Genomic DNA, 26,390 nt, shown 5'->3' with positions numbered 1-26,390 from the left:
GCGCCGTCGGTGATCCTCGGCGGGCTGGAGCCGGCCGGTCCGCCGCCGCCGATGTGGGACCAGGAGGGCGTGCACGAGATCTACCGGCAGTGGCGCCGGCGCCGGGCGCCGGAGTCACCGCGCTGGTGTTCCGGGCCGGTCCGGTCTTCTGCGCGCTGCCACTGGACGAGGTCATCGAGACCATGCGGCCCCTGGAGACGCGGGCGCTCGCCGGTACCCCGCCCTACGTGTGCGGCCTGACCGTCCTGCGCGGCGAGCCGACCCCGGTGATCGATGTGACCCGGCTGCTCACCGGCGCGGACGGCCTGATCGACCGGTATGTCGCGGTTCGGGCGGCCCGGGGCCCGGTCGTCTGCGCAACCGGCCCGGTGCTGGGTGTCCGGGAAGTCCTGGTCTCGCCACCGGAGGAGTCGTCCGTGCTGTTCACCGGCATCTCGAAGGCGCTGATCGCGGCGGTCGGCACGATCGGCGCCGACCCGCTGCTGCTGTTGCGGAGCCCGCGCGCCGTTCCGGACGAGGTGTGGGAGGCCGCCGGGAGAACACCGGAGCCGGTCTCATGAGCGGGGCGGCGTCACTGACCCGGTTCCGGGACCTGCTGCGGATACGGCTGGGGTGGACGATCGCCGACAACGACCCGGGACAGACCGCGAAGGTGCTCGAGGCACGGGCGCGGGCGCACGGGCTGACCGAGCAGGAGTATCTGGACCGGCTCGCCGCGCACCCCTGGACCACCGAGACCGCCGAGCTGGCCGAGGCCCTGAGCATCACCGAGACCTACTTCTTCCGGCACGACGACCAGTTCCGGGTGCTGCGCGACACCGTGCTGCCCCAACTGATCCGGAAGCGGGCCGGACAGCGGGTGCTGCGCCTGCTCTCGGTCGGCTGCTCGTCCGGCGAGGAGGCGTATTCGCTGGCCATCACCGCCTGGCAGGCCCGTCCCGCCACGGACTGGATCGTCTCCGTGGTGGGCGTCGACGCCAACCGGGAGATGCTGCGCCGGGCCCGTGCCGCGACCTACTCCTCGTGGTCGTTGCGGGACACCCCCGAGCATGTACGCCGCCGCTGGTTCCGGGAGACCGACGAGGGCTTCCAGGTGCACCCGGAGATCGTGTCGGCGGTCCGGTTCGCCGAGCACAACGTGGCCGGCGACGACCCGCAACTGTGGCAGCCGTCCCGGTACGACGTGATCTTCTGCCGGAACCTGCTGATGTACCTGACCGAGGAGGTGTCCACCGGCCTGGTGAGCCGGATGACCCGGGCGCTGGCCGACGACGGCCACCTGTTCCTCGGCCACACCGACATGCTCGGCGGCCATCCTGAAGGGCTGGAGGCGTGCCACGAGGACGGCACCGTCTACTACCGTCGGCGGTCCTCAACCGCGCCGGCGGCCGATCCCGCGCCGCCGCCGGCCCGAACCCGGCCCATTCCCCCGGCCCGGCCCGCGCCCGAGCGCGACGTACGGTCACGGGCGCTCGGGCTGCTGCGCGACGACCGGTTCGCCGAGGCGCTGGACGTGCTCGGACCGGCCGACCCGCTGCTGCGCGGGGTGCTGCTGGCTCAGCTCGGGCGGTTCGCCGAGGCCCGGGACACCGCGCAGCGACTGATCGACGCCGGCGGGCCGCACCCGGACGCGCACCACCTGCTCGGCGTCTGCCACGAGCTGGACCGCGCCGAGAAGGCGGCCGGGCAGTACCGGCTGGCCGCGTACCTGGATCCGGCCTTCGCCATGCCCCGGCTGCGGATGGGAGTGCTGGCCCGGCGGCACGGCGACCGCCGGGGGGCGACCGCGTTCCTGGAGGCCGCGCTGGAGCTGCTGCCCCACGAGGACGAGGAGCGGATCGTGCTGTTCGGTGGCGGGTTCGGGCGGCTGGCGCTGACCACCCTGTGCCGTACCGAGCTGGACGCGTGCGAGGTGCGGCGATGACGGCGCGGACGCCTGCCGCCCGGGTGGCGCGGCTGCGCGAGGAGTTCGACCGGTCGTTCACCGAGCCGGCCCGCACCCTCGGCTGCGAGGCCGTCGAGCTGCTCGCGGTCCGCGCCGGCGACCGTCCGTACGCGTTCCGCCTGGCCCAGGCCTCCGGCGTGCATCCGGACCGGCCGGTGACACCGCTGCCCACCTCGGTCCGGGCGCTGATCGGCGTGGCCGGGTTCGGCGGCGCCGTGGTCCCGGTCTACGACCTGGCGGCACTGCTCGGGCACCCGGTGCCGGCGCGGCCCCGCTGGCTGCTGCTCGCCGTCGGCGCCCCGGCGCTGGCGCTGGCCTTCCAGGAGCTGGACCGGCACATCCGGGTGTCTCTCGCGGACGTGGTCGAGGGTTCCGGCGGCGGCTCGCACGGCTGTCTCCACGAGATGGCGCGGCTTCCGGACGGCGACCGGCCGATCGTCGACGTGCCCGCGACCCGGGAGCTCGTTCACCAGCTGGCCGGACACCAGCCCGTCCCCGAGGAGATCCGATGACGACCCGGCGTACGTACGGCGGCAAACTCGCGGTCGGTGCCGTCATCACCGTGCTCTTCACCCTCCTCTCGGCCGGCGTCGCCGTGATCACGCTGGCGTTCGTGGTCGACGCCAAGGACGCCGTGATCGCGTCGGCGACCGACGACCTGACCGGCGCGGAGAGCCTCGGCCGGAGCGTGGAGGCCGGGATCGGGGACTACCGGGCCTATCTGCTGAACGCCTCGGCCGAGAACGCCCGGCTGACCGAGGAGAGCCGCCAGCGGTTCCGGCAGCAGCTCGACACGCTGCACGCCGGCATCACCGACCCGGAGTCCCGGCAGGCGCTGGCCCGTGTCGCGACGCTCGACGACGAACACACGGCGGCGATCACCGAGGTGATGCGGGCCCGCGCCGAGAACTCCGACATCGCGGCCATCACCCGCCTCGACGAGACGCGGGCCGGGCCGGTCCGCCGGCAGTTGCAGGCCGCGCTCGTCGAGGTGACCGACCGGGTCCGGGCGGACATCGCCGCCGGCCGTGAGGCGTCGTCGGGACGGGCCGCCCAGGGCATCGCGCTGATCATCGTGCTGGGCCTGCTCACCGTCGCCAGCGCCGTTCTGGTGGCGTGGCGTCTCAACCGCGACCTGCGCCGTGGGATAGGCACCGCGGTCGGGCACATCCAGAGCTCCTCGGCACAGCTGGAGGCGGCCGCCGCCCAGCAGGTGAACGGCGGCCGGGACCAGGCCGGCGCGATGAACGAGATCACCACCACGATCAGCGAGCTGTTGATCACCTCGCGACAGATCGCGGAGAACGCGCAGCGGGTGTCGAAGATCGCCGAGGACACCGAGGCGGCGGCGCAGACCGGTGACTCCACCATCCACCAGACCCAGGCCTCGATGGTCGCGATCCGTACCCAGGTCGACCAGATCGTCCAGCACATGCTCGCTCTCGGCGAGAAGTCGCAGCAGATCGACCTGGTCGTGGACCTGGTGTCGGAGCTGGCGGAGCAGACCAACATCCTGGCCATCAACGCCACCATCGAGGCCAGCGGCGCGGGCGAGTGGGGCCGCCGGTTCGCCGTGGTAGCCGAGGAGATCCGCAAGCTGGCGGACCGTACCGCGGCGTCGGCCAAGGAGATCCGGGCCTTGGTCGACGACGTACGGGGCGCGGTCAACACCACCGTGATGGCCACCGAGATCGGGGCGAAGGCGGTCGACGCCGGTGCCCGGCAGTTCGACGACGCCACCAACTCGTTCCGGGAGATCGCGCGGCTGGTCTCCGCCACCACCGACGCCACCCGGGAGATCGAGCTGTCCACCAAGCAACAGACCACCGCCGTGGAGCAGGCCAACGTGGCCGCCTCGGACACCGCCCGGGTGTCGCGGGAGACGGAGGCCAGCGCCGTGCAGACCAAGCAGACCGCGGCCCACCTCTCCGCGCTCTCCGGCGGCCTGCTGGAGCTCGTCGGCACCGGGCGCCAGTGATGGCCGAGGGCAAGGATCCGCTGCGGTACTTCCGGATCGAGGCCCGGGAGCTGGTCGACCAGATCAGCGCCGGCGTCCTCGATCTGGAGCACGGAGCCGTCCCCGGGACGGTGGCCCGGCTGCTCCGGGCCGCGCACACCCTCAAGGGCGCGGCCCGGGTGGTCAGACAGCGGGAGATCGCCGACCGAGCGCACGCCTTCGAGGAGGTCCTGGTCCCGCACCGGGGCGGCGACGGGGTGCCGCTGGCCGCCGAGGAGATGCGGGAGCTGCTGCGGCTCAACGACGAGATCACCGCCCGGGTGGCGGCGCTGGTGGAGAAGCCGGCTCCGCCGGCGGACAGCGGGCGGGCGGAGCCGCCACCACCGGCGGCCGAGGTGGAGATGCACCCACGGGCGGCCGCCGCCGACCTGGACGAACTGCTCGACGCCATCGGGGAGGCCAACGCCCGGATGGCGCCGTTGCGTACCGGCTGCCTCACCGTGGAACGGCTGCACCGGTCCGCGGAGAACCTGGCCGACCAGCTGCGGTCCGGCCGCGGCGCCACCCCGGCGGCGACCCGGGCGGCGGCCGAGCGGGTGGCCGGGGAACTGGGGTCGGCCGGCCGCCGGCTCACCGACGCGGTCGACCAGATCGAGCGGGAGCTGGACGAGGTGCGGGCCAAGGCGGAGGGTCTGCGGCTGGTTCCGGTCGGCCCGGTGTTCACCGCGCTGCGCCGGGCGGTCCGGGACGCCGCCGACACCGAGGGCAAGCGGGTCCGGTTCGAGTCCCGGGGCGCCGGGACCCGGATGGGCGCCCAGCTGCTCGGCCCGGTCAGCGGCGCCTTCCTGCACGTGGTGCGCAACGCCGTGGTGCACGGCATCGAACCGGAGCCGGCGCGGCTCGCGGCCGGCAAACCGGCCGAGGGGACGGTCACCGTCGAGGTGGAGCGGCGCGGCCGGTTCGCGGCGTTCCGGTGCCTCGACGACGGGCGCGGCTTCGACCTGGACGCGCTGCGCGCGACCGCCCGTGAACGGGGCCTGCTGCCGTCCGGCGCCGGACAGCCGGACGACGACCGCCTGCTCGGCCTGGTGCTGCGTGGCGGGATCAGCACCGCGCCGGTGGTGACCGAGGTGTCCGGGCGAGGCATCGGCATGGACGCCGTCCGGGAGATCGCGGCCCAGTTGCACGGCGACGTGCGGATCCGCAGCACCCCGGGCGCGGGCGCATGCGTGGAGCTGGTGATCCCGCTCACCCTGCTCAGCATGACCGGACTGAACGTGGAGGCCGGCGGCACGATGGCCACCCTGCCGCTGGACGCGGTGCGCAGCTGTGTGCGGCTGTGTGCGGCTGACGCGTCGACCGCCGCGCTTACCGGCCGGATCGTCTACGACGGCCACGCGACCCCCTTCCTGCCGCTGACCGAGGCCCTGTACGCGGGAGCGGCCGTCACCGACTCCCCCGGCGTCGGCGTGGCCGTCGTGGTGCACGGCGCCGGCGGCCTGTTCGCGATCGGCGTGGACCGGCTGGCGGGCACGTCCGCCCTGGTCGCCCGGCCGCTGCCGGACCTGGCCCCGGCGTCGCCGGTGATCGGCAGCGTCTCGGTCGACGCCGACGGCAACCCCCGCCTGGTGCTGGACCCGCAGGGCCTGGCCGACGAGGTGGTCCGCGGCCACCTGGCCGGAGCCCGTTCGCAGGCGGCGCCGGTGTCCCCGCCACTGCCGATCCTGGTGGTCGACGACTCGATCACCACCCAGATGCTGGAGCGCGGCATCCTGGAGTCGGCCGGCTACGAGGTGGACCTGGCCGCCAACGGGGAGGAGGCGCTGGAGAAGGCCCGCGCCCGCCGGTACGGCCTGTTCCTCACCGACATCGACATGCCCGGGATCGACGGGTTCACCTTCGTCGAACGCACCCGGGCCGACCCGGACCTGGCCGGGGTGCCGGCGATCCTGGTCAGCTCCCGGGCCGCCGCCGCCGACCGGGACCGCGGCCGAGCCGTCGGGGCCGGCGCCTACGTGGTGAAGGGCGAGTTCGACCAGGAGCAGCTTCTCGCCCACGTCCGGCGGCTTGTGGTGCGGTCATGAGCGCGCGCCGGGCGGCGGCGGCGGACGGCCCGGAGGCGACGGCCGTGACCCGGGTGCTGATCGTCGAGGACTCCCCCACCATGCGGCACCACCTGCGGGAGGCGCTCGCCCCGGACCCGGATCTGGAGATCGTCGGCGAGGCGCCGGACGGTGAACGGGCCGTGGAGATGACCGCCCGGCTGCGCCCGGACGTGATCACCATGGACATGATGCTGCCCGGGATCAGCGGGCTGGCCGCCACCGAGCAGATCATGGCGCGGCATCCGACGCCGATCCTGGTGGTGTCGTCGGCGGACCGGGCGGAGCTGTTCAGCACGTACAACGCCCTGGGCGCCGGGGCGGTGGAGATGCTGGAGAAGCCGCACGGCGACGACTCGGACGCAGACTGGCCGCTGCGGCTGCGGGCCACGCTGCGCCTGGTGGCCCGGATCCGGGTGATCACCCATCCCCGGGCCCGGCTGGACGGCCGGGTCACCGTCCCCGTGCCACCGCCCGCGGCGCGCGCGCCCACCGCGCGCGGAAAAGCGCTGGCCGTGGTGGCGGTGGGCGCCTCCACCGGCGGGCCGGCCGCGCTCACCGAGTTCCTGCGCAACCTGCCGGCCGGCTTCCCGGTCCCGGTGCTGTGCGTGCAGCACATCGCGGCGAGCGAGCAGTTCGCGGTCACCTTCGCCGACTGGCTGGCCGAACAGACCGGGCGCAACGTCCGGTACGCCACCGACGGCGCCCCGGTCGGCCGGGCCGCCGGGCAGGTGCTGCTCGCTCCCCCGAACCGCCATCTGCTGGTTCGTGACCAGGTGCTGCGGATCGGCGCCGGGCCGCCCCGGCACTCCTGCCGGCCGTCGGTGGATGTGCTGTTCGAGTCGGTGGCCGCGGAGTTCGGGCCGCTCGCGGCCGGTTGCCTGCTCACCGGGATGGGCCGCGACGGCGCGGCCGGGCTGCTGCTGATGCGCGGCCGGGGCGCGGTCACCTTCGCCCAGGACGAGGGCAGCTGCACCGTCTACGGGATGCCGCGGGAGGCGGCGCTGATGGGGGCCGCCGCGCACGTGCTGCCGCCCGGGCGGATGGCCGCCCGGCTCGGCGAGATGCAACCCTCGGCGGTGGGCCGATGACGCCGACCGTGCTGATCGTCGACGACAGCCTGACCGTACGGATGGACCTGCACGAGGCGTTCTCCGAGGACGGGTTCGCCACCATCCTGTGCGCCACGGGGGCCCAGGCACGGTCGGCGTTCGCCGGCGAGGCGTTCGACGCGGCGGTGCTGGACGTGCTGCTGCCCGACGCCGACGGTCTGGAGTTGCTGACCGAACTGCGGCGCACACCGGGCCGGTCCGGCGTGGTGGCGATGCTGCTGTCCACCGAGAGCGAGGTGACCGACCGGCTGGCCGGGCTGCGCACCGGCGCCGACGAGTACGTGGGCAAGCCGTACGACGCCGGGTACGTGGTCGCCCGTACCCGGCGTCTGCTCGGTGAGGTCCCGGACCGCGACGGCGACCGGACCACGGTGCTGGTGATCGACGACAGCATGACGTTCCGGGAGGAGCTGCGCGGCCTGCTGGAGTCGGAGGGATACACGGTGCTGACCGCGGCCGGCGGGGAGGAGGGCCTGCGGACGGCCGCCGACCGCCGGCCCAGCGCCGTGATCGTCGACGGGGTGATGCCGGACCTGGACGGCGCCACCGTGATCCGCCGGATCCGCCTGGACCCGGCGTTGCGGGACACGCCCTGCATCCTGATGACGGCCGCCGACGACTACGCCACCGAGATGCAGATGCTGGACGCCGGCGCCGACGCGTTCGTCCGCAAGCAACAGGATCTGAAGGTGGTGCTGGCGAAGCTGTCCGCGGTGCTGCGGCAGAGCGCCGAGCAGCTGCCGATCGCGGCGATCGGCGGGGTGCACGGGCCGGGCAAGGTGCTGATCGTCGGCGGGGATCGCCGGGAGCTGGAGTCGTGGGCCGGCGCGCTGCGGGCCGACGGCTACGACATCGTCCGGGCCGTCGGCATCGACGGCACCCCGGAGCTGCTCGCCGCCCAGCCGGTCGACTGCATCGTGCTCGGCGTGGACGACGACCTGGACCGGGCCCGGGAGTCGTGCCGCCGGCTGCGCGAGGTGCCGCGGACCGGGGACACGCCGCTGGTGATGACCGGTGACGAGGAGTGGATGCTGGACTGCCTGACCGCGGGTGCCGACGACTACGTCCGGCGGACCGACGGGCCGGAGGGGCTGCGGGTGCACGTCCGGGCCCAGATCCGCCGCAAGCAGTCGCACGACGAGGCTCGCCGGATCCGTGAGGAGCTGATGCGCCGGGAGCTGGACGCGGCCGAGGAGCGGGCGGCCCGGCAGCTGGCCGAGACCCGCGCGGCGCTGGTCGAGGAGCTGGAGTGGCGCAACCGGGAGCTGGAGGCGTTCTCCGGGTCGGTCTCCCACGACCTGCGCGGGCCTTTGCAGGTGATCAGCAGTTTCTCCGAGCACATGCTGGAGGAGAACGACCGGGAGCAGCTCGGCGAGCAGACCCGCTACCGGCTGACCCGGATCCACGCGGCCGCGCAGCGCATGGCCGACCTGGTGGAGTCGCTGCTGGTCCTGGCCCGGGCCAGCCGTGGCGAGCTACGCCGGCGACGGTTCGACCTGACGGCCGTCGCGCATCAGGTGGCCGCCGACGTCACGGCCCGGGAGCCGGACCGGCGGATCACGTTCCGGGTGGGCGAGGGCATCACCGCCGACGCCGACGAGGGCCTGGCCCGGGTGATCCTGGAGAACCTGATCAACAACGCGGTGAAGTTCAGCCGCAAGGTGGAGCGGCCGGTCATCGAGGTGGGCTGGGAGGACGGCCGCTACTACGTGCGCGACAACGGCACCGGATTCCCGCCCGAGCAGGCGGGCGAACTGTTCCGCCCGTTCGGGCGGCTGCACGACGCTCAGGAGTTCCCGGGCACCGGCATCGGGCTGACCACCGTGCACCGGGCGGTGGAACGGCACGGCGGGGAGATCTGGGCGGAGAGCGCCGAGGGCCGGGGCGCGACCTTCTGGTTCACGTTGCCCCCGGTCCCCGCCTACGACGGTCCGGAGCGGCGCAGGGGCCCGCGCCGCTCCGGCTGACCGTCATCGGACGTAGGCGAGCCCGTCGGACACCACGGCCGGGCGGCCGGAGGTGCCCAGCGCCACGATGGCCACGGTGTGCTTGCCGTAGGCGAGATTCCGCGTCCACACCGCCTGCCGGTTCAGCGTCCTGCCCGACTTGAGGTCGATGGTGGTGACCTTCTTGCCGTCCACGTAGACGGCCACCTTGCCGGACTTGGCGGCGCGGGAGAACAGCAGGGACGCGTGCCGGCCGGTGAAGGTCCAGGTCAGCTTGGCGTTCTTGCGGGTCGCGGAGAGCGCCTTGCCACCCAGGTACGCGCCACCGGTCTTCTTCGTCCACGTGCCGGACTTCTTGGCCGCCGTCTCCGGGGACAGCACCACGGCACGGGTGACCGACGTGGTCCGGGTGTTGCCGGCCAGGTCCCGGGCGGTGACCGTCCAGACGGCGGTGCCCGGCTTCACGGTGGTGGGCCAGTCACTGACCACGCCGAGTTTCGCCGTCCGGGGTCGGGAGACGGTGTAGCCGGCCAGCCTCAGGTTGTCGGTGCCGTTCAGCTGGAGCCGCACCGGCACCGAGGTGGCGCTGTAGGTGCCGGTCGCCAGCGCGACCGCCGGGGCGGCCTTGAAGGTGGGCGCCGTGGCGTCACCGTGGACCCACACGCTGAACCGCGCGGAACTGCCGGACGTGTGCCGGGCCACCACCGTGACCTCGTGCCGGCCGGCCGGAACGCTGACCGTCGCGCTGCGGGCGGACCCCTTGACGGTGGTCGCCACCGCGCCGTCGACGAGGACGTCGAACTGGGCGATCTCCTCGGAGGCGTTGGCGACGGTCCAGTTGACGGTGGCGGCGTTCTTCACGTACCAGATGCCGGCCGAGTAGCCGCCGCCGGTGACCGACTTGAACGCCAGGCCGGTGACCATGAGCTGCGCCTTGGCCCGCATGTCGGCCAGCCGGTTGTACAGGTTGCCGCCGGGGCAGTCGGTGGCGTCGGCGTCGAGGTGCGCGGCCAGCCGCGCCACCGTGATCTTCTCGTCCTTGGCGAGCTTGTTGTTGGCGATGCCGGCCGCGACGGTCACCGGCGACGCCGGGTTGTAGCCGTACTTGCCGAGCCGGGCGGCCGCGACCTGCGCCACGGTCGTCTCGATGGCGGGATTGGATTCGGCGTACCGGTAGTCGCCGAGCACCGCGATCGACGCGTAGCCGGTGTTGAAGCCCTTGACGGCCGCCGGGACCACGGCGTTCTCCACGCCGCCGGTCCGGCCCTCGTAGAGCCGCCCGCACTTGTCGACCAGGTAGTTGTAGCCGATGTCGGAGTACCCGGCGCTCTTGATGTCGTAGCTCTGGATGGCCCGGATGATGGCCGGGGCGTCCGTGCACTCGTAGTCGTTGGACTTGTCGCCGGCGTGGTACGTGTGGTGCAGCCACACCACCTGGACCTGGTTCGCCACGGCGATCTCGGTGGGCCTGGTGATGGTCTCGTCGGCGCTCCACGCCTTGCGCGAGTAGTAGCTGGGGAACTGCGCGTCGATCGGCGCGGTGGTCAGCGCGGTCACCGCCGCGGTGCCGGGCTCGGTGGGCGGCGTGATCACCGGCTCGTCGAGCGAGTCGACGTTGGTGGAGTCGTCGGCCGTCGGTGACGGCTCGGCCGCCGGCTCCCGTGTGGCCGGCTCGGTGGTGGCGCCGGGCTCGCCGGGAGCGGGCTGCTCGACCACCGGCTCGGTCGGCTGGTCGGTGGGCTCGGCGGTGGGTTCGGCGGTCGGCTCCGCGGCGGTCAGCGATGTCGCGGGCGATGCGGCGGAGGCGCTGGGGGCGGGCTCGCCGGCGCCGCGCCCGCCGCTCTCGCTGCCCGGGTCGATCAGGTCGACGCGCAGCCCGGCGGGCAGTCCGGCGCCCTTGCCCACGATGCGGGCGGCGACGCCGTCGGACGGGCCGACCCAGAGCGGGGCGGTGGCGCCGCGGCCGAGGCTCGCGGCTTCCACGCCGTCCGGGGCGTCGTCGCGCATCGTCAGCTTCCGCCAGTCCGACCACTTGCCGGTGGCGGTGCTGCGGGTGCGGACCTCGATGGCGCCGTCCGGGGTGTCCTTGCCGTCGTTCCAGGTGATGCCGAGCAGGCTGAAGGGCTTGGTCCGCCGTTGTCTCAGGTCCGCCGTCGAGCCGCTCGTCCTCAGGCCGACGGTGTTCAGCGCGGTCTTGACTCGCGGCGGCGCCGGATCGGGCTGGGCGGTCAGCGTGCCGGTCACGGCGACCGGCTCGGCCGGCTCCGTCTTCGCCTCCGATGTGGACGGCCAGGTCAGGGCCGCGATGCCCCCGCCCGCCGCGAGCACGGCGACCGCCGTACCGATACCGATTGCCAGTTTTCGCTGCATCCCCGTGTCCCCCGCGGTGATCGACAAACCTCGCGGCGGAGAACCTTACCGAACGATCCGGACACGTTCCGTCCCGATCCAGAGATCGTTATCTGTGATCGCACGACTACGCGGGCCGTGTCGCCACGGCCCGCGTCGATCGGCCGCGGTCAGTCGGCGGCCAGAGCGGTGACCGGGCTGACCCGGGCCGCCCGGCGGGCCGGCATCACCCCGGCCAGCGCGGTGAGCGCCACCAGGATCGCGAAGACCGCGGCCAGCTGCCATCCCGGCAGGGTGAGCGGCGCGTCCAGGCCGATGGCGGAGACCGCGAGCCAGGCGTACGGGACACCGAGCAGCAGCCCGAGGACCGCCCCGATCACGCCGTACAGCGCCGATTCGGTGGTGAGCATGGTGTGCAGCCCGCCGCGGGACATCCCGACGGCGCGCAGCAGCCCGGACTCGCGGACCCGTTCCACCACCGAGAGCGCGGTGGTGGAGCCGACCCCGACGATCGCGATCAGCACGGTCAGGCCGATCAGGGCGAGCGCGATCGCCATCAGCACGCCGAGCTGCTGGCTGATCTGGTCCCGCTGGTCGGCCAGGACGGTGACGCCGAGTTCCGGCTGCGCGGCGGCGATCGTGCGCAGTGCCCGGAGGCCCTTGGTGCGGCCGTCCTCACCGGGGGCGGCGGCGTCGGCGAGCAGCCCGGTCGGGGCGGCGGCCACACCGAGGGCGGTCAGGTCGGACGGGTCGAGCAGGATCTGGCTGTGCAGGGGGGAGTCGCCGCCGAGGACGGCCGCGACCGTCACCCGTACCTGCCTGCCGTTGTTCTTGACGGTGACCGGATCGCCCAGGGTGACCCCTTCCATCTCGGCGAGGTAGCCGGCGACGGCGGCCTTGCCGGGCGCGACGTCGGTGATCGCGCCGGCCGACGTGTCCAGGTCGGCGAGGCGGGGTACGGCCGCGGCCGACACGTCGGTGACGACCGCCTCGGTGAAGGAGCCGATCTCGGCCGTGGAGATCCACCGGTAGGTGGCGACGCCGGTCAGGTCGCCGCTCGCGGCGGCCTGTTCGGCGACACCGGCGGCCAGGGGCGTGCCGGCCGGGCCCTTGAGCTCGAAGTCGGTGGGCGCCGCCGCGACGGTCTCCCGCTCGGCGAGGACCCGGATCGAGTCACCGCCGACCAGCACCCCGGCGATCAGGGTGACGCCGAGCGCGACGACCACCGACACCGCGGCCGCGCGCCGTGAGCTGCCGCCGACGCCGCCGACGGCGAGCCGCCCGACCGGGCCGGACCGGCGCAGCGGCCAGCCGGCGAGTGCCAGGACCGGCCGGACCAGCACCGGGCCGAGGGCGATCAGGGCGAGGTACGCGAGCGCGCCGGACCCGACGACGGCGAGCATCATGGTCTGGGCGTCGTAGTCCTCCTGCATCGGGCCGGGCAGGTTGATCGTGACGAGGGCGGCGATGCCGCCCGCGGCCGCCGCGAGCAGCAGCCCGGTGATCGCCCGCAACCATCCGATGCCCTGCCGGGCGCCGGTGGTGGCCGCCGAGCGCAGCGCCTCCAGCGGCGCCACCCGGGCCGCGGAGAACGCCGGGGCGAGCACCGCCACGATCGTGATCAGCACCGCCAGGACGACCGTGCCGGCCGCGCTCGCCAGCGGGAACCCGGGCCCGGACACCGTCACGCCGAAGGCGCTGAGCAGCGGCGGGATCAGGTGGCCGACGGCGAGCGCGGCCAGCACGCCGGTGACGCCGGAGACCAGTCCGGTGAGCGCGCCCTCGGCGGCGAGGGCCCGGGCCAGAGGCCCCCGGCCGGCGCCGACCGCGCGGAGCAGGGCCAGCTGCCGCATCCGCTGGGCGAAGACGATCCGGAAGGTGGAGGCGGCGATCAGCACGGCGGCCGCCACGGCCACCGCCACGAACACCCGGACCACGATGAACAACTGGTCGATCTCGGCGGCCGCCTGCCGGGCCTCGAGGAGCCGGACGTCGGCCCCCGTGGCCACCTCCGGCGCCGCCTCGCCCGCGAGCAGGGCGACCACCTTCTCCTGTACGCCGTCCGCGTCCGCCCCGGCGGCGAGCCGCACGTCGACGCGGTCGAGCTGGTCGAACCCGTTGATCTGGACGACCGTCGGCAGCGGCGCGTACGCCAGGAAGCCGATGTCGTCGCGGGGTGTCAGCACGCCGACGACGGTGAGGCGCACCGTCTTGCCGTCACCGGTCTCGGCCGTGGTGGTGGCGCCGACGCCGAGTCCCATCCGGTCGACGGTCCGCGGGGTGACCGCGATCTCGCCGGGCGCCGTCGGGTAGCGGCCGTCGGTGACCCGCACGGTGCTGAGCGGCCCGCTGCCCGGGTCGCTGGCGACGATCAGATCGCCGGCCGGGGTGCGGGCGTAGGACTCGGTCCGCGCGACGGCGTCGGCGACGCCGTCGATCCCGGCGACGGCGGTGAGGTCCTTGCCGGTGATCTCGCCGTTCTGGATGACCAGGTCGACGGCTTCCGAGGTGCCGCTGAGCCCGTTGAGGACGCTGCGTTCGGTGATCTGCTGGGCCAGGACGGTCGCGTAGACCACGAACGAGGCGACCAGCACGGCCAGGCCGGTCAGCAGCAGCCGGGCCGGGCGCTTGGTCACGCCCGCGAGCTGGGTGCGCAGGACGACGCTCATGCCGCCACCCGCCGCCGGGAGCCGGTGAACCGGGTCGGCGTGGTCGTGTTCCGGCTCATCGGCCCGCCGCCAGGTTGCGCAGGGACTCGGTGACGGCGGCGACGTCCGGCCGGTCGATCTCGCCGGCCAGCCGCCCGTCGGCGAGCAGCACCACCCGGTCGGCGTAGGCCGCGGCGCCCGGGTCGTGGGTGACCATGACGATGGTCTGCCCCAGGTTCCGGGCCGAGTCGCGCAGCAGGCCCAGCACCTCGGCGCCGGAGCGGGAGTCCAGGTTGCCGGTCGGTTCGTCGGCGAACACCACCTCGGGGCGTGACGCCAGCGCTCGGGCCAGGGCGACCCGCTGCTGCTGGCCGCCGGACAGTTCGGCCGGCAGGTGCCCGAGCCGCCCGGCCAGGCCGAGGGTGGTGATCAGCCGGTCGTGGAACTCCGGGTCGGGCCGGCGGCCGGCCAGATCGAGCGGAAGCGTGATGTTGGCGGCCGCGGTGAGCTGCGGCAGCAGGTTGAACGACTGGAAGACGAAGCCGATCCGCTCCCGCCGGGCCTTGGTGAGCACCCGGTCCGGCTGCTTGGTGAGGTCGGTGCCGCCGAGCAGCACCTGGCCGGAGGTGGCGGTGTCCAGCCCGGCGAGGCAGTGCATGAGCGTCGACTTGCCGGAGCCGGACGGTCCCATGATCGCGGTGAACCGGCCCCGGTCGAAGCCCACGGTCACGCCGTCGAGGGCGCGTACCGCGGTGTCGCCGGTGCCGTACACCTTCACCAGCTCGACGGCCGCGACCGCCGCGAGGCTGTCGCGGCCGGCGACGGGTGAGGACTGTGCCTGCATGAGAGCTCCAAGATCGTGGGAACGGACAGACGGATACTGGCCGACGGCGTCGACCCGGCGCATCGGCCCGCTGTCAGACGCGGCTCTCTTACTTTCGGCCGATGGGAACCGGCCGCCATCTGCCTACGCTGGGTCACGATGATGAACCGTTTCCTGTTCCGGGCCGGCCAGCTGGGCGCCCTCGGGATGTTGGCGCTGCTCGGCCTGGTCGACATGCGGACGTTCGTGATGTTCGGGCCCCACCTGGCGGCGCCGCAGATCCTGATGCCGATGGCGGTCGCCGCGGTGTGGCTGCCCGAGCACCGGCCCGGCTCGGTCGCGCTGGGCCGGGGGGCGGTGCTCGCCGGCCTCGCCTCGCTCGGGCTGACCTGGTACCTCCATGTCGTCTACGGGGTGACCTCGATGTGGGGGCTGGCCGAGACGGCGGCGCTGCTCGGGATGCTGTTCGTGGCCGCCCGCCGCGCCCCCGCGCCGCACGCGGTCACCGCGATCGTGCTGGTCACGGCGGCCGTCGGGGTGCTGCCGCTGCGCGGCAACCTGACCTCGACGGCGGTCATCTTCGGGCTGGCCCTGGCGCTGGCGGCCACCGCGGCCGCGGGCGCCGGCATGTACCTGCGGACCCTCGACGGCAACCGGCGCCGGGCCGTCGACGCGGTCCGCGCCGAGCAGCGGGCCGAGTTCGCCCGCGACCTGCACGACTTCATCGCCCACCACGTCACCGGGATCGTGGTGCAGGCGCAGGGGGCACGCTTCATCGCCGAACAGGACCCGAAACGGGTGCTGCTCGCCCTGGAGCAGATCGAGCAGGCCGGGGCCGAGACGATGGCGTCGATGCGGCGGATGGTCGGCGTGCTGCGGGACCCGGAGTCCCGGCCGGACGCGCCACTCGCCCCGGTCGCGGGGGTGCCCGATCTGGCCGCGCTGGTCGAGCAGTTCACCGCGGCCGGCGGGCCGGCGGCGCGGCTGCACGTCGACGGGGACACCTCGGGGCTGCCGGTCGAGGTGTCGACGTCGGCGTACCGGATCGTGATGGAGGCGCTGACCAACGCCCGGCAGCACGCGCCGGACGCCTCGTCGGTGGTGGTGCTGCTCACGCGTACGCCGCGGCAGTTGCTCCTGAGGGTGACCAACGACGGCCCGGCGCCGAGGCATCCCACCTCGCGTGACCGGCCGGGGTACGGTCTCGTCGGTCTGGCCGAGCGGGTCCGCGCGGTGGGCGGGCGGATCACGGCCGGCCCCGGCGTCGACGGCGGCTGGATCGTCGACGCCGTCCTGCCCCTGGAGTGGAGCGTGCAGTGATCCGGGTTCTGATCGCCGACGACCAGGCGATGGTCCGCACCGGCTTCGGCATGATCATCGGCGCGCAGCCGGACATGGAGGTCGTCGGTGAGGCCGCCGACGGCGTGGAGGCGGTCGCGGAGGCCCGCCGGTTGCGGCCGGACGTGGCGCTGATGGACATCCGGATGCCGCGGATGGACGGCCTGCAGGCGTTGCGGCTGCTGGCCGGACCGGAGGTGACCGACCCGGTGAAGGTGGTCGTGGTGACCACCTTCGACCTGGACGAGTACGTGCATCAGGCGCTGCGCGGCGGCGCGGCCGGCTTCCTGCTGAAGGACTCCGGCCCGGCGCTGCTGGTGGAGGCGGTCCGGGCGGCGGCCTCCGGGGACGCGCTGGTCAGCCCGTCGATCACGGTGCGGCTGCTGCGGCACCTGGCGGTCCCGGTCGCGCCGTCCGGGGACGGCGGCCTGTCACCGCGGGAGCTGGACGTGGTGCGCCTCACCGCCCGCGGCCAGACCAACGCGGAGATCGCCGCCGAGCTGTTCATCTCGGTCGGGACCGTGAAGACCCATCTCGGCAGCATTCACACCAAGCTGGGCACCCGGAACCGGGTGGAGATCGCCGCGTGGGCCTGGGAGCGCAGACTGGTCGGCTAGGTCCGGGCGGGCGCCCGGACCCAGCCTCGCGTGACGGGGTTCAGCGCACCTGACCGGTGGTGAGGCGGGCCGCGATCGGCGGTTCGGTCTGCTCCGTCGCGCGGATCGACGTCCACAGGTTGCGGGCGGCCTGCTTGGCGGGGCCGAGCCGGTGCTTGGCGATCAGCTTCGCGTCGGCCCGCATCCGGGCGCTGCGCGCGATGGGGATCGACGGCTCGTAGCCGAACCGGATCAGCCGGTCACCGAAGGCGGCCTCGCACTTGCGCACCTCCTCGTCGGTGAGCCGGCTGCGCCAGCTCGCGATCCGCTCGGTGGTGGGCGCCTGGTGGGTCAGGGTGTGCCAGGTCTTGTACTCCGGCACGGCGACCGAGGCCAGCTTGTTCGGCGCGGTCATCGCCGGGTCGAAGTCCTCCTGGAGGAAGTCGCAGAGCCGGCGCAGGTGCGGTTCCGGGTCGGCGACCAGGTCCTCGTAGCGCACCTGGTGGTAGACGTCCTTCGGGTAGCGCCGCTGGGCCAGCAGCGACGCGTCCGCCGACTTCGCCCAGTAGTCGATGAGCGTGTCGAACTCGGACGGTTTCCACGGCGTCTCCTTGAGCGACGCCACGCAGTCCCGGCCGTCCCGCATGATGTTGATGATCTGCGCGTCCGGGAAGAGCCGCAGGATGGTCGGCAGGTGCCGCAGGTAGAGGGGGCGCTTGTCGCCCCAGCGCGGCTTGCCGAACCGGTCCGAGTACATCCGGAAGACGATCCCGAAGGCGGAGCCGAGAGTCGGCGGTCCGGCCACGATCGCCTCCACCGTTTTCTCCGCGTCCAGACCGAGGTCGCCGAACTGGGCGGAGTCGACGATGAACTGCCCCAGTGCGCGGCGTCTGGCCGAATCGCCGAGATCCCCGAACTCTGCGCGCTTCTGGTATGCCGCCAGGAGGAACCTGGTCTCCGGTGGCAGCGCGATGCGGGGGTGCGCATGCAGCATGAGCTGCAGCATCGTCGTGCCGGACCGGGGGCAGCCGACGACGAAGATTGGGCGATCAGTGGGCATGCCGACCACCGTAGATTGCTGCCACCGAGCTTGTCGCCCCCTGTGCTGTCATGACGCTCCCTTCCAGGCCTTCCCATGATCTTGAAGACTTGGCAAAGATTTCGCAAAAGGCCAGGTGCATCAAAACGCCGAGAGCTGTCATGTACCTGTGAGTTAACTGATAGTTGCCCTATCTGATCAACGCAGAGTATTCGCCCGATATACAAAGAGTGTTGGTCAGAGCCGATCAACGGGTAGGCCGGTCCGTGTCACGGACCGGTCTCCCCGCGCCTCACGGCCACTACAGCGTGATCCAGTAACGCCGCAATCTGCCCAGGTCGGTGTCCCGGACGTCCTCCAGCACGCCGCCGTTGCGCTCGATCGTCCGCGCCGAAGCGAGATTGTTCACATCGCAGGTCAACAGCACCCGGGACAGCCCCAGCTTGCGGGCCTCCGGCATGATCCCGGCGAGCGCCCAGCCGGCCAGGCCACGGCCGCGGGCCGACGGGCGGACCCCGTAACCGACGTGGCCGCCCGCCTCCAGCAGGAAATCGGTCAGCTCGTGGCGCAGCGCGATCGCGCCCAGGTAACGCTCGCCCTCGACGATCCAGCGGAAGGTGCACCGCACCCAGCCGTCCAGAGCGGTCCGCTCCGCCTCGTGCAGCCGGGCCACCCACCGGGCGAAGCCCTCCGGGGTGTCGACCTCGTCGGCGGCACGCAGGCCCGCGCCGTCCTGGTGGACGCCCCGGCCCCACTCGTTGCGGGACGCCAGCCAGGAGGTGTGCAGTCGGGCGGTCGGGGCGATGAGTCCGGGCACGCGTCGACCGTACCGCGAAGGCGGCGTGTGGGTTCGGGGTCCGATTCGCGCCCGAAACCCACACGCCGGGCTCCGGTTTTCAGCCCGCCGCCATCGCGAGCAGTCGCTGGATCTGCCGCTGCCGCGACTCCGTCATGCGTTTCGCGAGATCCACAGCCTCGGGGTACGTTCCTCCGGCGGCCTCCATCCGAATCGTCTCCATGGCGTTGTGCAGGTTGCCGAGCAGCAGTGCCACGGCGCCCCGGTCCAGATCGGGGCCGTCCAGCGCGCTCAGCCCGGTGAAGTCCTCCTCGCGCAGCGAGTGCAGGGCGCCGTGCCCGGCGTGCGCCCCGGCCGACGGGTCCGCCGCCCGCGGCCGCTCCCAGTCCTCCAGCCAGCCCGCCAGCGTCTTGCTCTCGGTGCGCCACTGGCCGCGCAGCTCGTCCGCGACGGCCCGCAGCTCCGGGTTCGCGGCCCGCTCCCCGGCGATCACGGCGAGCCGCTCCCCCTCGGCGATCTGCGCCAGCCCCATCTGCGCGAACATCACGTCGGTGTCGTTGAACGCCGGTCTCTCCGCCCGGCCGCACCCGGCCGCGAGCACCGCCAGGAGCAGTACGGCGAGGGCGGCCCGGAGCACCGGGCCGCCCGTGGCAGCTAGACCGCGGCCCACAGCGCGGCGCTGCCGGCGCAGTTGCCCTGCCGGCTGGGCGGGGAGGAGAGGTAGCCGTGCGCGGCCGCCGGGGAGGCGGCCACGAAGAGGGAGCCGCTGACCGTCGCGACGGTCAGCAGGGCAAGGGTGAGCCTACGATTCATGAACGTGCTCCTCATCCAGGGGAACGTGTTCATCAACGTAAATTGAACGGACCTAACAGTAAACACTGTTAAGGGTTCTTTATGGTTGGCTAAGCTGTGCGGATGTCCGTTGACCTGTTCGCCGGGATCTCCGTACGCGACTATCCGGCTGCCCTCGAGTGGTACGAGAAACTGCTCGGCGAGCCGCCCGCGTTCTCCCCCAACGACGTCGAGTCGGTGTGGGAGCTGGCCGAGCACCGGTTCGTCTACGTCGAACACCGGCCCGCGCACGCCGGCCACGCGCTCGTCACCATCTTCGTCTCCGACTTCGACGACCGGATCGCCGCGATCGCCGCCCGCGGGCTGACACCCGCCAAGGAGGAGACGTACGAGAACGGGGTCCGCAAGACCACCTACGTCGACCCCGACGGCAACGAGATCGGCTTCGGCGGCGCTCCCCGCTGAGATGTCGTACCCGCGTGGCATGCTGCGGGACGTGCGGGTGGAATTCGAGAGCGAGTTGTGGATCTGGGATGCGCGCAAGGCCGACACCTGGACCTTCGTGAGTCTGCCGGCCGACGTCTCCGAGGAGATCCGGGAGCGGGCCGGTGGGCTGAGCCGCGGTTTCGGGTCGCTGCGCGTGCGGGCCACGCTCGGCGGCAGCACGTGGACCACCTCCGTGTTCCCGGACAGTGGCCGCGGGGCGTTCGTGCTGCCGGTGAAGAAGGCGGTCCGCGCGGCCGAGTCGGTGGCTGCCGGTGACACGGCCCGGGTGACCGTCGAATTGATCGATCTTCTCTAAGGTGGGCTCATGCCGATCCCCGAGTTCCCCGGCCCGCCCGTGACCGCCGCCGACCCGGCCGGGGCGGCGGTGCCCGCATGATCGAGATGCGGTTCACCAAGTGGGGCGGCCGGCTGCACTGGTTCTACCCGCTGGAGCCGCTCGGCGAGGACCGGCACGGCCACTGGTTCGGCGCCCGCACCGGCATCCCGGTCCAGCGCGGCGACGAGCAGCCGGTAATCCAGCCGCACGAGTTCGTCACCCTCGTCCCGGCGGCCGGCTGCTGGGTCGCCACCTTCAGCCCCGATCACGTCGAGCTGTCCGCCTACATCGACGTGACCACCCGCCCCGAGATCGTCGACGGCGTCATCCACGCCGTCGACCTCGACCTCGACGTGATCCGCCGCCGTGACGGCTCGGTGGCCGTCCTCGACGAGGACGAGTTCGCCGAGCACCAGATCCACTACGGCTACCCGCCGCCGGTGGTCGCCCAGGCCCGCGCCACCACCGACGACCTGGTCGGCCTGCTCACCAGCGGGGTCCAGCCCTTCGAGACGGAGGCCCGGCGCCGGTTGGCCGCCTTCATCCAGACCGCGCGGCCGGCCGGGTAGGACGTTTCCGCAGCCACGGGAGCACTCTCAGGAGCGCCGTTCGAGGAAGTCGTACACGTCCCGGTTGTCGACGCCCGGGAAGGTGCCCGGCGGCAGTGCGGCGAGCAGGTGGGAGTGGACCCGGGCGCTGGGCCAGGCGTTGCCGGACCAGCGGTCCACCAGCTCCGCGGGCGCGCGCCGGCAGCAGTCCGGGTCGGGGCAGCGCGACACGGTGCGCCCACTGACGTCCCCGCCTCGGAACCAGCGGGAATGCTCGTACGGCGTGCCGACGGTCACCGAGAACAGCCCGCTGCTGGTCGCCTCCACGTGGACGGTGCACCAGTACGTCCCCGCGGTGGTGTCGGTGAACTGGTAGAACGACGAATACGGGTCGTCGGCCTCGAACACCGTCCGGGAGGCCCACTTGCGGCACACCGGCTGTCCCTCGATGGCGCCGGTCACGTCGGACGGGAAGCGCACGTTGTCGTTCTCGTACGCCTTGTAGACGATGCCGCTCTCGTGCACCCGGGCGAAGTGCACCGGGATGCCGAAGTGGTGGGTGGCCAGGTTGGTGAACCGGTGGGCGGCCGTCTCGTAGGAGACGCCGAACGCGTCGCGGAAGTCGTCGATGGCCAGCGCCCGGTCGGACTTGGCGGCGGCGAGGAAGTCGACGGCGAACTTCTCCGGCATGAGCAGCGCCGCCGCGAAGTAGTTGACCTCGACCCGCTGGCGCAGGAAGTCGCCGTAGTCGGCCGGGTCGTTGTGCCCGAGCACGAAGTGGCCGAGGGTCTGCAGCACGACGGCCCGCGGGTCGTGGCCCTTTCCGCTGGCCACCTGTGGCAGATAAATTCTGCGGTTCTTCAGATCGGTGACCGACCGGGTGGAGCTGGGCAGGTCGTTGACGTAGTGCAGGGTGAAGCCGATCTGGGCGGCGATGTCGAGGATGCCGCGCTGCGACAGCGGGCCGGTCGTGTGGCGTACCGATTGCAGGACCCGGGCCGCGGCCTGCTCGATCTCGGCGAAGTAGTTGTCGCGCCGGCGCATGTCGGCGCGCAGTTGCGCGTTGGCGCGCCGCGCCACCTCGGGGGTGGCGGTCTGTTCGGTGAGCACCCGGTTGAGCTCGCGGTGCAGGCCGATCAGCGATTCCAGCGCGTCGGCGGGCAGGCGCCGCCCGGCGCGCACCACCGGCAGGCCGAGTGCCTGGTAGGCGGGGTTCTGCTGGAAGTGGGCCAGCTCGATCTCCAGCCCGGCGCGCCGGCTCGGCGCCTCCGGCCGCAGAAGATCCTGCATCGGTACGCCGAGAGCGCCCGCGATCGCCTGGAGCACCGACAGTTTGGGCTCCCGCTTCCCGTTCTCGATCAGTGACAGTTGCGACGGTGCCCGGCCGACGGCGTCGCTGAGCTGGTCGAGGGTCATGCCACGGCTGCGGCGCAGGTGGCGGAGCCGTTGGCCGAGGGTCACAAGATCAACGGCCGTTGGGGTAGGTGAAGCGGTCACGTGTTTCAACCTAGCAGAAATTCTGCAGTTCTTTCCGTTGGAAGACCCTTCAGAGCGGCCGGTGCGATCCGTGAGAGTGAAGTTCTTCCACGAGGAAGAACGCGACAGGGCAGGAAAGGGATTTTTCCGATGACTGAGTTCGAGAACCGGGGCGGTACCGCTGAGGACCTCACCCGGGAGTGGGCGAACAACCCCCGCTGGGCCGGCATCAAGCGTGACTACACCGCGCAGGACGTCGTGCGGCTGCGGGGCACCCTGCAGGAGCGGCACACCCTGGCCGAGCGCGGCGCCGCGAAACTGTGGGAGCTGCTGCACACCGAGGACTACATCAACGCCCTCGGTTCGCTGACCGGTGGCCAGGCGACCCAGATGGTGCGCGCCGGCCTGAAGGCGATCTACCTGTCCGGCTGGCAGGTCGCCGCCGACGCGAACCTCTCCGGCCACACCTACCCGGACCAGTCGCTCTACCCGGCGAACTCGGTGCCCGCGGTGGTCCGGCGGATCAACAACGCGCTGCTGCGCGCCGACCAGATCGACACCGCGGCCGGCCGGTACGAGCGCGACTGGTTCGCCCCGATCGTCGCCGACGCCGAAGCCGGCTTCGGCGGCCCGCTCAACGCGTTCGAGCTGATGAAGGGCATGATCGCGGCCGGTGCCGCGGGTGTGCACTGGGAGGACCAGCTCGCCAGCGAGAAGAAGTGCGGCCACCTGGGCGGCAAGGTGCTCGTCCCGACCCAGCAGCACGTGCGCACCCTCAACGCTGCCCGGCTCGCGGCCGACGTGGCCGGTGTGCCGACGCTGGTCATCGCCCGTACCGACGCGCTCGCCGCGGACCTGCTCACCACCGACGTGGACGACCGGGACAAGCCGTTCGTGACCGGCGAGCGCACCTCGGAGGGCTTCTTCCGGGTCCGCCCCGGCGACGACGCCGCGATCGCCCGCGGTATCGCCTACGCCGACTACGCCGACATGCTGTGGGTGGAGACCGGCAAGCCGGACCTGGCGTTCGCCCGCAAGTTCGCCGAGGCGGTGCACGCCAAGCACCCGGGCAAGCTGCTGTCGTACAACTGCTCGCCGTCGTTCAACTGGAAGAAGAACCTGGACGACGACACCATCGCGCGTTTCCAGAAGGAGCTCGGCGCGATGGGCTACAAGTTCCAGTTCGTCACCCTGGCCGGCTTCCACGCGCTCAACCACTCGATGTTCGAGCTGGCGCGCGGCTACGCCCAGACCGGCATGAGCGCCTACGTGAAGCTGCAGGAGGCCGAGTTCGCGGCCGAGGCCGACGGCTACACCGCCACGAAGCACCAGGCCGAGGTCGGCACCGGCTACTTCGACGCCGTCTCCACCGCGCTCAACCCGGACAGCTCCACCACGGCGCTGTCGGGTTCCACCGAGGCCGAGCAGTTCTAAAAGGGGAATGACATGGGCGCCGAAGAGATCACCATCACCGGTACGACCGCTGGCCGTTACTCCGAGATCCTGACCCCTGAGGCAGTCGAGTTCATCGTGGCGCTTGACCGCGAGTTCGGCGCCCGCCGGGTGCAGTTGCTGGAGCGCCGCCGGCGCCGCCGGGCCACCCGCACCACCGATCTGAACTTCCTCACCTCCACCCAGCACATCCGGGACGACCTGTCGTGGCAGGTCGCCCCGGCCGTGCCGGACCTCACCGACCGGCGGGTCGAGATCACCGGCCCGCCGGAGCGGAAGATGACCATCAACGCGCTCAACTCGGGCGCCAAGGTGTGGATGGCCGACTTCGAGGACGCGACGTCTCCCACCTGGGACAACGTGATCCTCGGACAGCTCAACCTGCGTGACGCGCTGGACGGGACGCTGGACTGGACGGCCCCCGACGGCCGGCGGTACGAGGTGGGCGACCAGATCCCGACGATCATGGTCCGGCCGCGGGGCTGGCACCTGCCGGAGTGCCATCTGCGCATCGGCGGGCGGGCGGTCTCCGCCTCGCTGTTCGACTTCGGCCTGTACCTGTTCCACTGCGGGCAGCGGCAGATCGACCGGGGCAGCGGACCGTTCTTCTACCTGCCGAAGCTGGAGTCGCATCTGGAGGCCCGCCTCTGGAACGACGTCTTCGTCTTCGCCCAGGAGTACCTCGGCATCCCGCGCGGCACGATCCGGGCCACCGTCCTGATCGAGACGATCAACGCGGCGTTCGAGATGGAAGAGATCCTGTACGAGCTGCGCGAGCACTCGGCCGGCCTGAACGCGGGCCGCTGGGACTACCTGTTCAGCATGATCAAGAACCGTCCGGACGTGGTTCTGCCCGAACGGTCCCAGGTCACCATGACCGCGCCGTTCATGCGGGCGTACACCGAACTGCTCGTCCGTACGTGCCACAAGCGCGGCGCCCACGCGATCGGCGGCATGGCCGCGGTCGTGCCGAGCCGCGACCCGGTCGCCGCGAAGCGGGCCCTCAACCAGGTCCGTCAGGACAAGCGGCGCGAGGTCGGCGACGGCTTCGACGGCTCCTGGGTCGCGCACCCGGGCCTCGTCGAGGTCTGCCGTGACGTGTTCGACCAGTGGCTCGGCGACGAGCCGCACCAGATCGTGCGCAAGCGTGACGACGTGCGGGTCACCGCCGCCGACCTGCTGGACGTCAAGTCCACCGCGGTCTCGGTCAGCGAGGTCGCGCTGCGCAACAACGTGAGCGTCGCGCTGCGGTACATCGCGGCGTGGCTCGGCGGCCGGGGCGCCGTGGCGCTCGGCGGCCTCATGGAGGACGCGGCGACCGCCGAGATCTGCCGGGCACAGCTCTGGCAGTGGATCTCGTCGGGCACCCCGACCGACTACGGCGTGCCGGTCACGGCCGCCCTGGTCACCCGGATGCTGCGTGAGGAACTCGACGTGCTCAGCGAGACCGGCGCCCTGGACGAGGAAGGGGCCCGCTGCTTCGGCCAGGCCCGGACGCTGCTCTCGGTGCTGCTCACCGAGCGAACCTGCCCGGAGTTCCTGACCCTGCCGGCCTACCTTCGGCACCTGTCCGGTGGGACGGCGGCTCCGGTCACCGATCAGGCTCCTGTCGCGGCCTGATCGGTAGGCGGGGCGGGGGTGGTCTCGGTCCACCCCCGCCCCGTCGCACAAGAACAAGCGTGTTGATTTCGGGCGCGCTGCGCGCCCGAAATCAACACGCTAATCGCGCTCCTGCCAGGTGCAGAGGCAGACCCGGTTGCCCTCCGGGTCGGCCAGCACCCAGAAACTCGGCGCCTCCGCGTCACTGACCAGAGTGCCGCCGGCCGCCAGCGCCCGGTCGATCCGCGGCCGCACCTCGGCCGGGTCCACCCACAGATCGGGATGCCAGCGCTGCCGCGGCTCCTCGTCACCGGAGCGCTGGAACCAGATCGTCGGCGTCTTCCCGGCCGGATCCCGCAGCTCGTCGCCGTCGTGCGGGTAGCCGAGCAGCGCCTCCCAGAACCCCACGTGCTCCGGGAACGACGGCGTGTCCAGGGCCATCTCCAGCACGGTCAGCCCGGTCGCGTCCGGCGTCACCCCGACCGATTCGGCCAGCTCGCTGATCGTCGCCGCCAGCCGCAGGTCCCGCCCGGTCACCGCGCCGACGTCGTGACTTCTCAGCACCACGTCGAGGTGGGTGTACCGCAGATCCAGGTCCGGGTGGTGGTCAGCCGCCTCGGCCGCCGCGCCGATCGTCGCGACCAGTCCCAGCCCGGTCGCGAAGTCGCCGGTCCGCAGCCGGGTCCGCAGCGCCCCGAGCAGATGGACCCACCCCTGCGGCGCCCGTTCGGCGATCTCTCGCCCACTCAGCTTCGTCATCGCTTCATGCTCGCATCGCCCGCCTTGATCCGGCCGACGTGATCGCGCGAGTCCGGCGCCGGTAGACGATACCGCCATCCTCCGGGCTATCGCCGTCGACACTTGACGGCGCGCTCGTCCCTGAGGAAGCCGGCGGAAAGGACCCGGCCGGCCGCGATGACTCCCCGGCGACCGCGGGTAGCCCTGACTCTGCCCCTTAACGCCATCCCCACGGATGAATCCGGGGGATTTCCCAGCTCAGACCGCACCCGACCCACCGACCCCGAGGGGAGGCGAGCCGCATGTCTCAC

General features: G+C 72.6%; 22 protein-coding genes and 1 pseudogene. 14 read left to right on the top strand and 9 right to left on the bottom strand.

Features of this window, described 5'->3' with window-relative positions; genetic code table 11:
* From AB0I88_RS36835 to AB0I88_RS36805, 7 genes are all read left to right on the top strand, one after another.
* Positions 1-560: chemotaxis protein CheW (locus AB0I88_RS36835; protein ID WP_361035889.1), on the top strand; the 560-nt coding region annotated here is incomplete at its 5' end.
* Complete coding sequence (locus AB0I88_RS36830) at positions 557-1,924, top strand: CheR family methyltransferase (protein WP_361035886.1); 1,368 nt, start codon at positions 557-559, stop codon at positions 1,922-1,924. The genes AB0I88_RS36835 and AB0I88_RS36830, both read left to right, overlap by 4 nt.
* Positions 1,921-2,457 carry a chemotaxis protein CheW gene (locus AB0I88_RS36825; protein ID WP_361035883.1) on the top strand — a complete coding sequence of 179 codons (537 nt, stop codon included), beginning with the start codon at positions 1,921-1,923 and terminating at the stop codon, positions 2,455-2,457. The genes AB0I88_RS36830 and AB0I88_RS36825 overlap by 4 nt, the downstream gene beginning before the upstream one ends.
* Complete coding sequence (locus AB0I88_RS36820; protein ID WP_361035880.1) at positions 2,454-3,923, top strand: methyl-accepting chemotaxis protein; 1,470 nt, start codon at positions 2,454-2,456, stop codon at positions 3,921-3,923. The genes AB0I88_RS36825 and AB0I88_RS36820 overlap by 4 nt, the downstream gene beginning before the upstream one ends.
* Positions 3,923-5,986 carry a response regulator gene (locus AB0I88_RS36815; RefSeq protein WP_361035877.1) on the top strand — a complete coding sequence of 688 codons (2,064 nt, stop codon included), beginning with the start codon at positions 3,923-3,925 and terminating at the stop codon, positions 5,984-5,986. Before AB0I88_RS36820 ends, AB0I88_RS36815 begins: the two co-directional genes overlap by 1 nt.
* Positions 5,983-7,095, top strand: a complete 1,113-nt coding sequence (gene cheB, locus AB0I88_RS36810) for a chemotaxis-specific protein-glutamate methyltransferase CheB (RefSeq protein WP_361035874.1) — start codon at positions 5,983-5,985, stop codon at positions 7,093-7,095. Before AB0I88_RS36815 ends, cheB begins: the two co-directional genes overlap by 4 nt.
* A complete protein-coding gene (locus AB0I88_RS36805; RefSeq protein ID WP_361035871.1) occupies positions 7,092-9,083 on the top strand; it encodes a response regulator in 1,992 nt (663 codons plus the stop codon). The genes cheB and AB0I88_RS36805 overlap by 4 nt, the downstream gene beginning before the upstream one ends.
* Positions 9,084-9,086: 3 nt before the next feature.
* Here the strand turns inward: AB0I88_RS36805 and AB0I88_RS36800 are convergent, their stop codons facing one another.
* The 3 genes from AB0I88_RS36800 to AB0I88_RS36790 form a co-directional block, all read right to left on the bottom strand.
* On the bottom strand, positions 9,087-11,432 hold the full coding sequence (locus tag AB0I88_RS36800; protein ID WP_361035867.1) for an N-acetylmuramoyl-L-alanine amidase: 2,346 nt from the start codon (positions 11,430-11,432) through the stop codon (positions 9,087-9,089).
* Between the two features lie 149 nt (positions 11,433-11,581).
* Positions 11,582-14,080: an ABC transporter permease gene (locus AB0I88_RS36795; RefSeq protein ID WP_361035864.1), complete on the bottom strand. Its 2,499-nt coding sequence runs from the start codon at positions 14,078-14,080 to the stop codon at positions 11,582-11,584.
* 55 nt (positions 14,081-14,135) lie between these two features.
* On the bottom strand, positions 14,136-14,903 hold the full coding sequence (locus AB0I88_RS36790; RefSeq protein WP_361035861.1) for an ABC transporter ATP-binding protein: 768 nt from the start codon (positions 14,901-14,903) through the stop codon (positions 14,136-14,138).
* A gap of 138 nt (positions 14,904-15,041) precedes the next feature.
* Here AB0I88_RS36790 and AB0I88_RS36785 point away from each other — a divergent pair, with 138 nt between their 5' ends.
* Both AB0I88_RS36785 and AB0I88_RS36780 read left to right on the top strand, forming a co-directional pair.
* A complete protein-coding gene (locus tag AB0I88_RS36785; RefSeq protein ID WP_361035858.1) occupies positions 15,042-16,202 on the top strand; it encodes a histidine kinase in 1,161 nt (386 codons plus the stop codon).
* Positions 16,199-16,837: a response regulator transcription factor gene (locus AB0I88_RS36780; RefSeq protein ID WP_361035855.1), complete on the top strand. Its 639-nt coding sequence runs from the start codon at positions 16,199-16,201 to the stop codon at positions 16,835-16,837. The genes AB0I88_RS36785 and AB0I88_RS36780 overlap by 4 nt, the downstream gene beginning before the upstream one ends.
* A 40-nt stretch (positions 16,838-16,877) precedes the next feature.
* Here AB0I88_RS36780 and AB0I88_RS36775 read toward each other — a convergent pair whose 3' ends face one another.
* The 4 genes and pseudogenes from AB0I88_RS36775 to AB0I88_RS36760 form a co-directional block, all read right to left on the bottom strand.
* Positions 16,878-17,876 (bottom strand): sulfotransferase, encoded by a 999-nt coding sequence (locus AB0I88_RS36775; RefSeq protein WP_361035852.1) that lies wholly within the window; start codon positions 17,874-17,876, stop codon positions 16,878-16,880.
* 280 nt (positions 17,877-18,156) lie between these two features.
* A complete protein-coding gene (locus tag AB0I88_RS36770; protein WP_361035849.1) occupies positions 18,157-18,672 on the bottom strand; it encodes a GNAT family N-acetyltransferase in 516 nt (171 codons plus the stop codon).
* A 79-nt stretch (positions 18,673-18,751) separates the two neighbouring features.
* A complete protein-coding gene (locus AB0I88_RS36765) occupies positions 18,752-19,288 on the bottom strand; it encodes a DUF305 domain-containing protein (protein ID WP_361035846.1) in 537 nt (178 codons plus the stop codon).
* Between the two features lie 47 nt (positions 19,289-19,335).
* A pseudogene (locus AB0I88_RS36760) lies at positions 19,336-19,464 on the bottom strand (cellulose-binding protein); the annotation flags it as partial.
* A 102-nt stretch (positions 19,465-19,566) separates the two neighbouring features.
* Here AB0I88_RS36760 and AB0I88_RS36755 point away from each other — a divergent pair.
* From AB0I88_RS36755 to AB0I88_RS36745, 3 genes are all read left to right on the top strand, one after another.
* Complete coding sequence (locus AB0I88_RS36755; RefSeq protein WP_361035843.1) at positions 19,567-19,908, top strand: VOC family protein; 342 nt, start codon at positions 19,567-19,569, stop codon at positions 19,906-19,908.
* Positions 19,909-19,939: 31 nt separating this feature from the next.
* Complete coding sequence (locus AB0I88_RS36750; RefSeq protein ID WP_361035892.1) at positions 19,940-20,245, top strand: DUF1905 domain-containing protein; 306 nt, start codon at positions 19,940-19,942, stop codon at positions 20,243-20,245.
* Between the two features lie 77 nt (positions 20,246-20,322).
* On the top strand, positions 20,323-20,835 hold the full coding sequence (locus AB0I88_RS36745; RefSeq protein WP_361035840.1) for a DUF402 domain-containing protein: 513 nt from the start codon (positions 20,323-20,325) through the stop codon (positions 20,833-20,835).
* Between the two features lie 27 nt (positions 20,836-20,862).
* Here AB0I88_RS36745 and AB0I88_RS36740 read toward each other — a convergent pair whose 3' ends face one another.
* Positions 20,863-22,311, bottom strand: coding sequence for a helix-turn-helix domain-containing protein (locus AB0I88_RS36740; protein ID WP_361035837.1), 1,449 nt, complete (start codon positions 22,309-22,311; stop codon positions 20,863-20,865).
* A gap of 129 nt (positions 22,312-22,440) precedes the next feature.
* On the opposite strand from AB0I88_RS36740, the gene aceA reads away from it, so the two are divergent.
* Both aceA and aceB read left to right on the top strand, forming a co-directional pair.
* Positions 22,441-23,724: an isocitrate lyase gene (gene aceA, locus AB0I88_RS36735; RefSeq protein WP_361035834.1), complete on the top strand. Its 1,284-nt coding sequence runs from the start codon at positions 22,441-22,443 to the stop codon at positions 23,722-23,724.
* Between the two features lie 12 nt (positions 23,725-23,736).
* A complete protein-coding gene (aceB, locus tag AB0I88_RS36730; RefSeq protein ID WP_361035831.1) occupies positions 23,737-25,362 on the top strand; it encodes a malate synthase A in 1,626 nt (541 codons plus the stop codon).
* Positions 25,363-25,461: 99 nt separating this feature from the next.
* Here the strand turns inward: aceB and AB0I88_RS36725 are convergent, their stop codons facing one another.
* Positions 25,462-26,100 (bottom strand): VOC family protein, encoded by a 639-nt coding sequence (locus tag AB0I88_RS36725; protein WP_361035828.1) that lies wholly within the window; start codon positions 26,098-26,100, stop codon positions 25,462-25,464.
* Between the last annotated feature and the right edge of the window lie 290 nt (positions 26,101-26,390).

The sequence above is a fragment of the Actinoplanes sp. NPDC049802 genome, assembly GCF_040656595.1.
Classification (GTDB): domain Bacteria; phylum Actinomycetota; class Actinomycetes; order Mycobacteriales; family Micromonosporaceae; genus Actinoplanes.
This window is presented reverse-complemented; position numbering and strand designations above follow the sequence as displayed.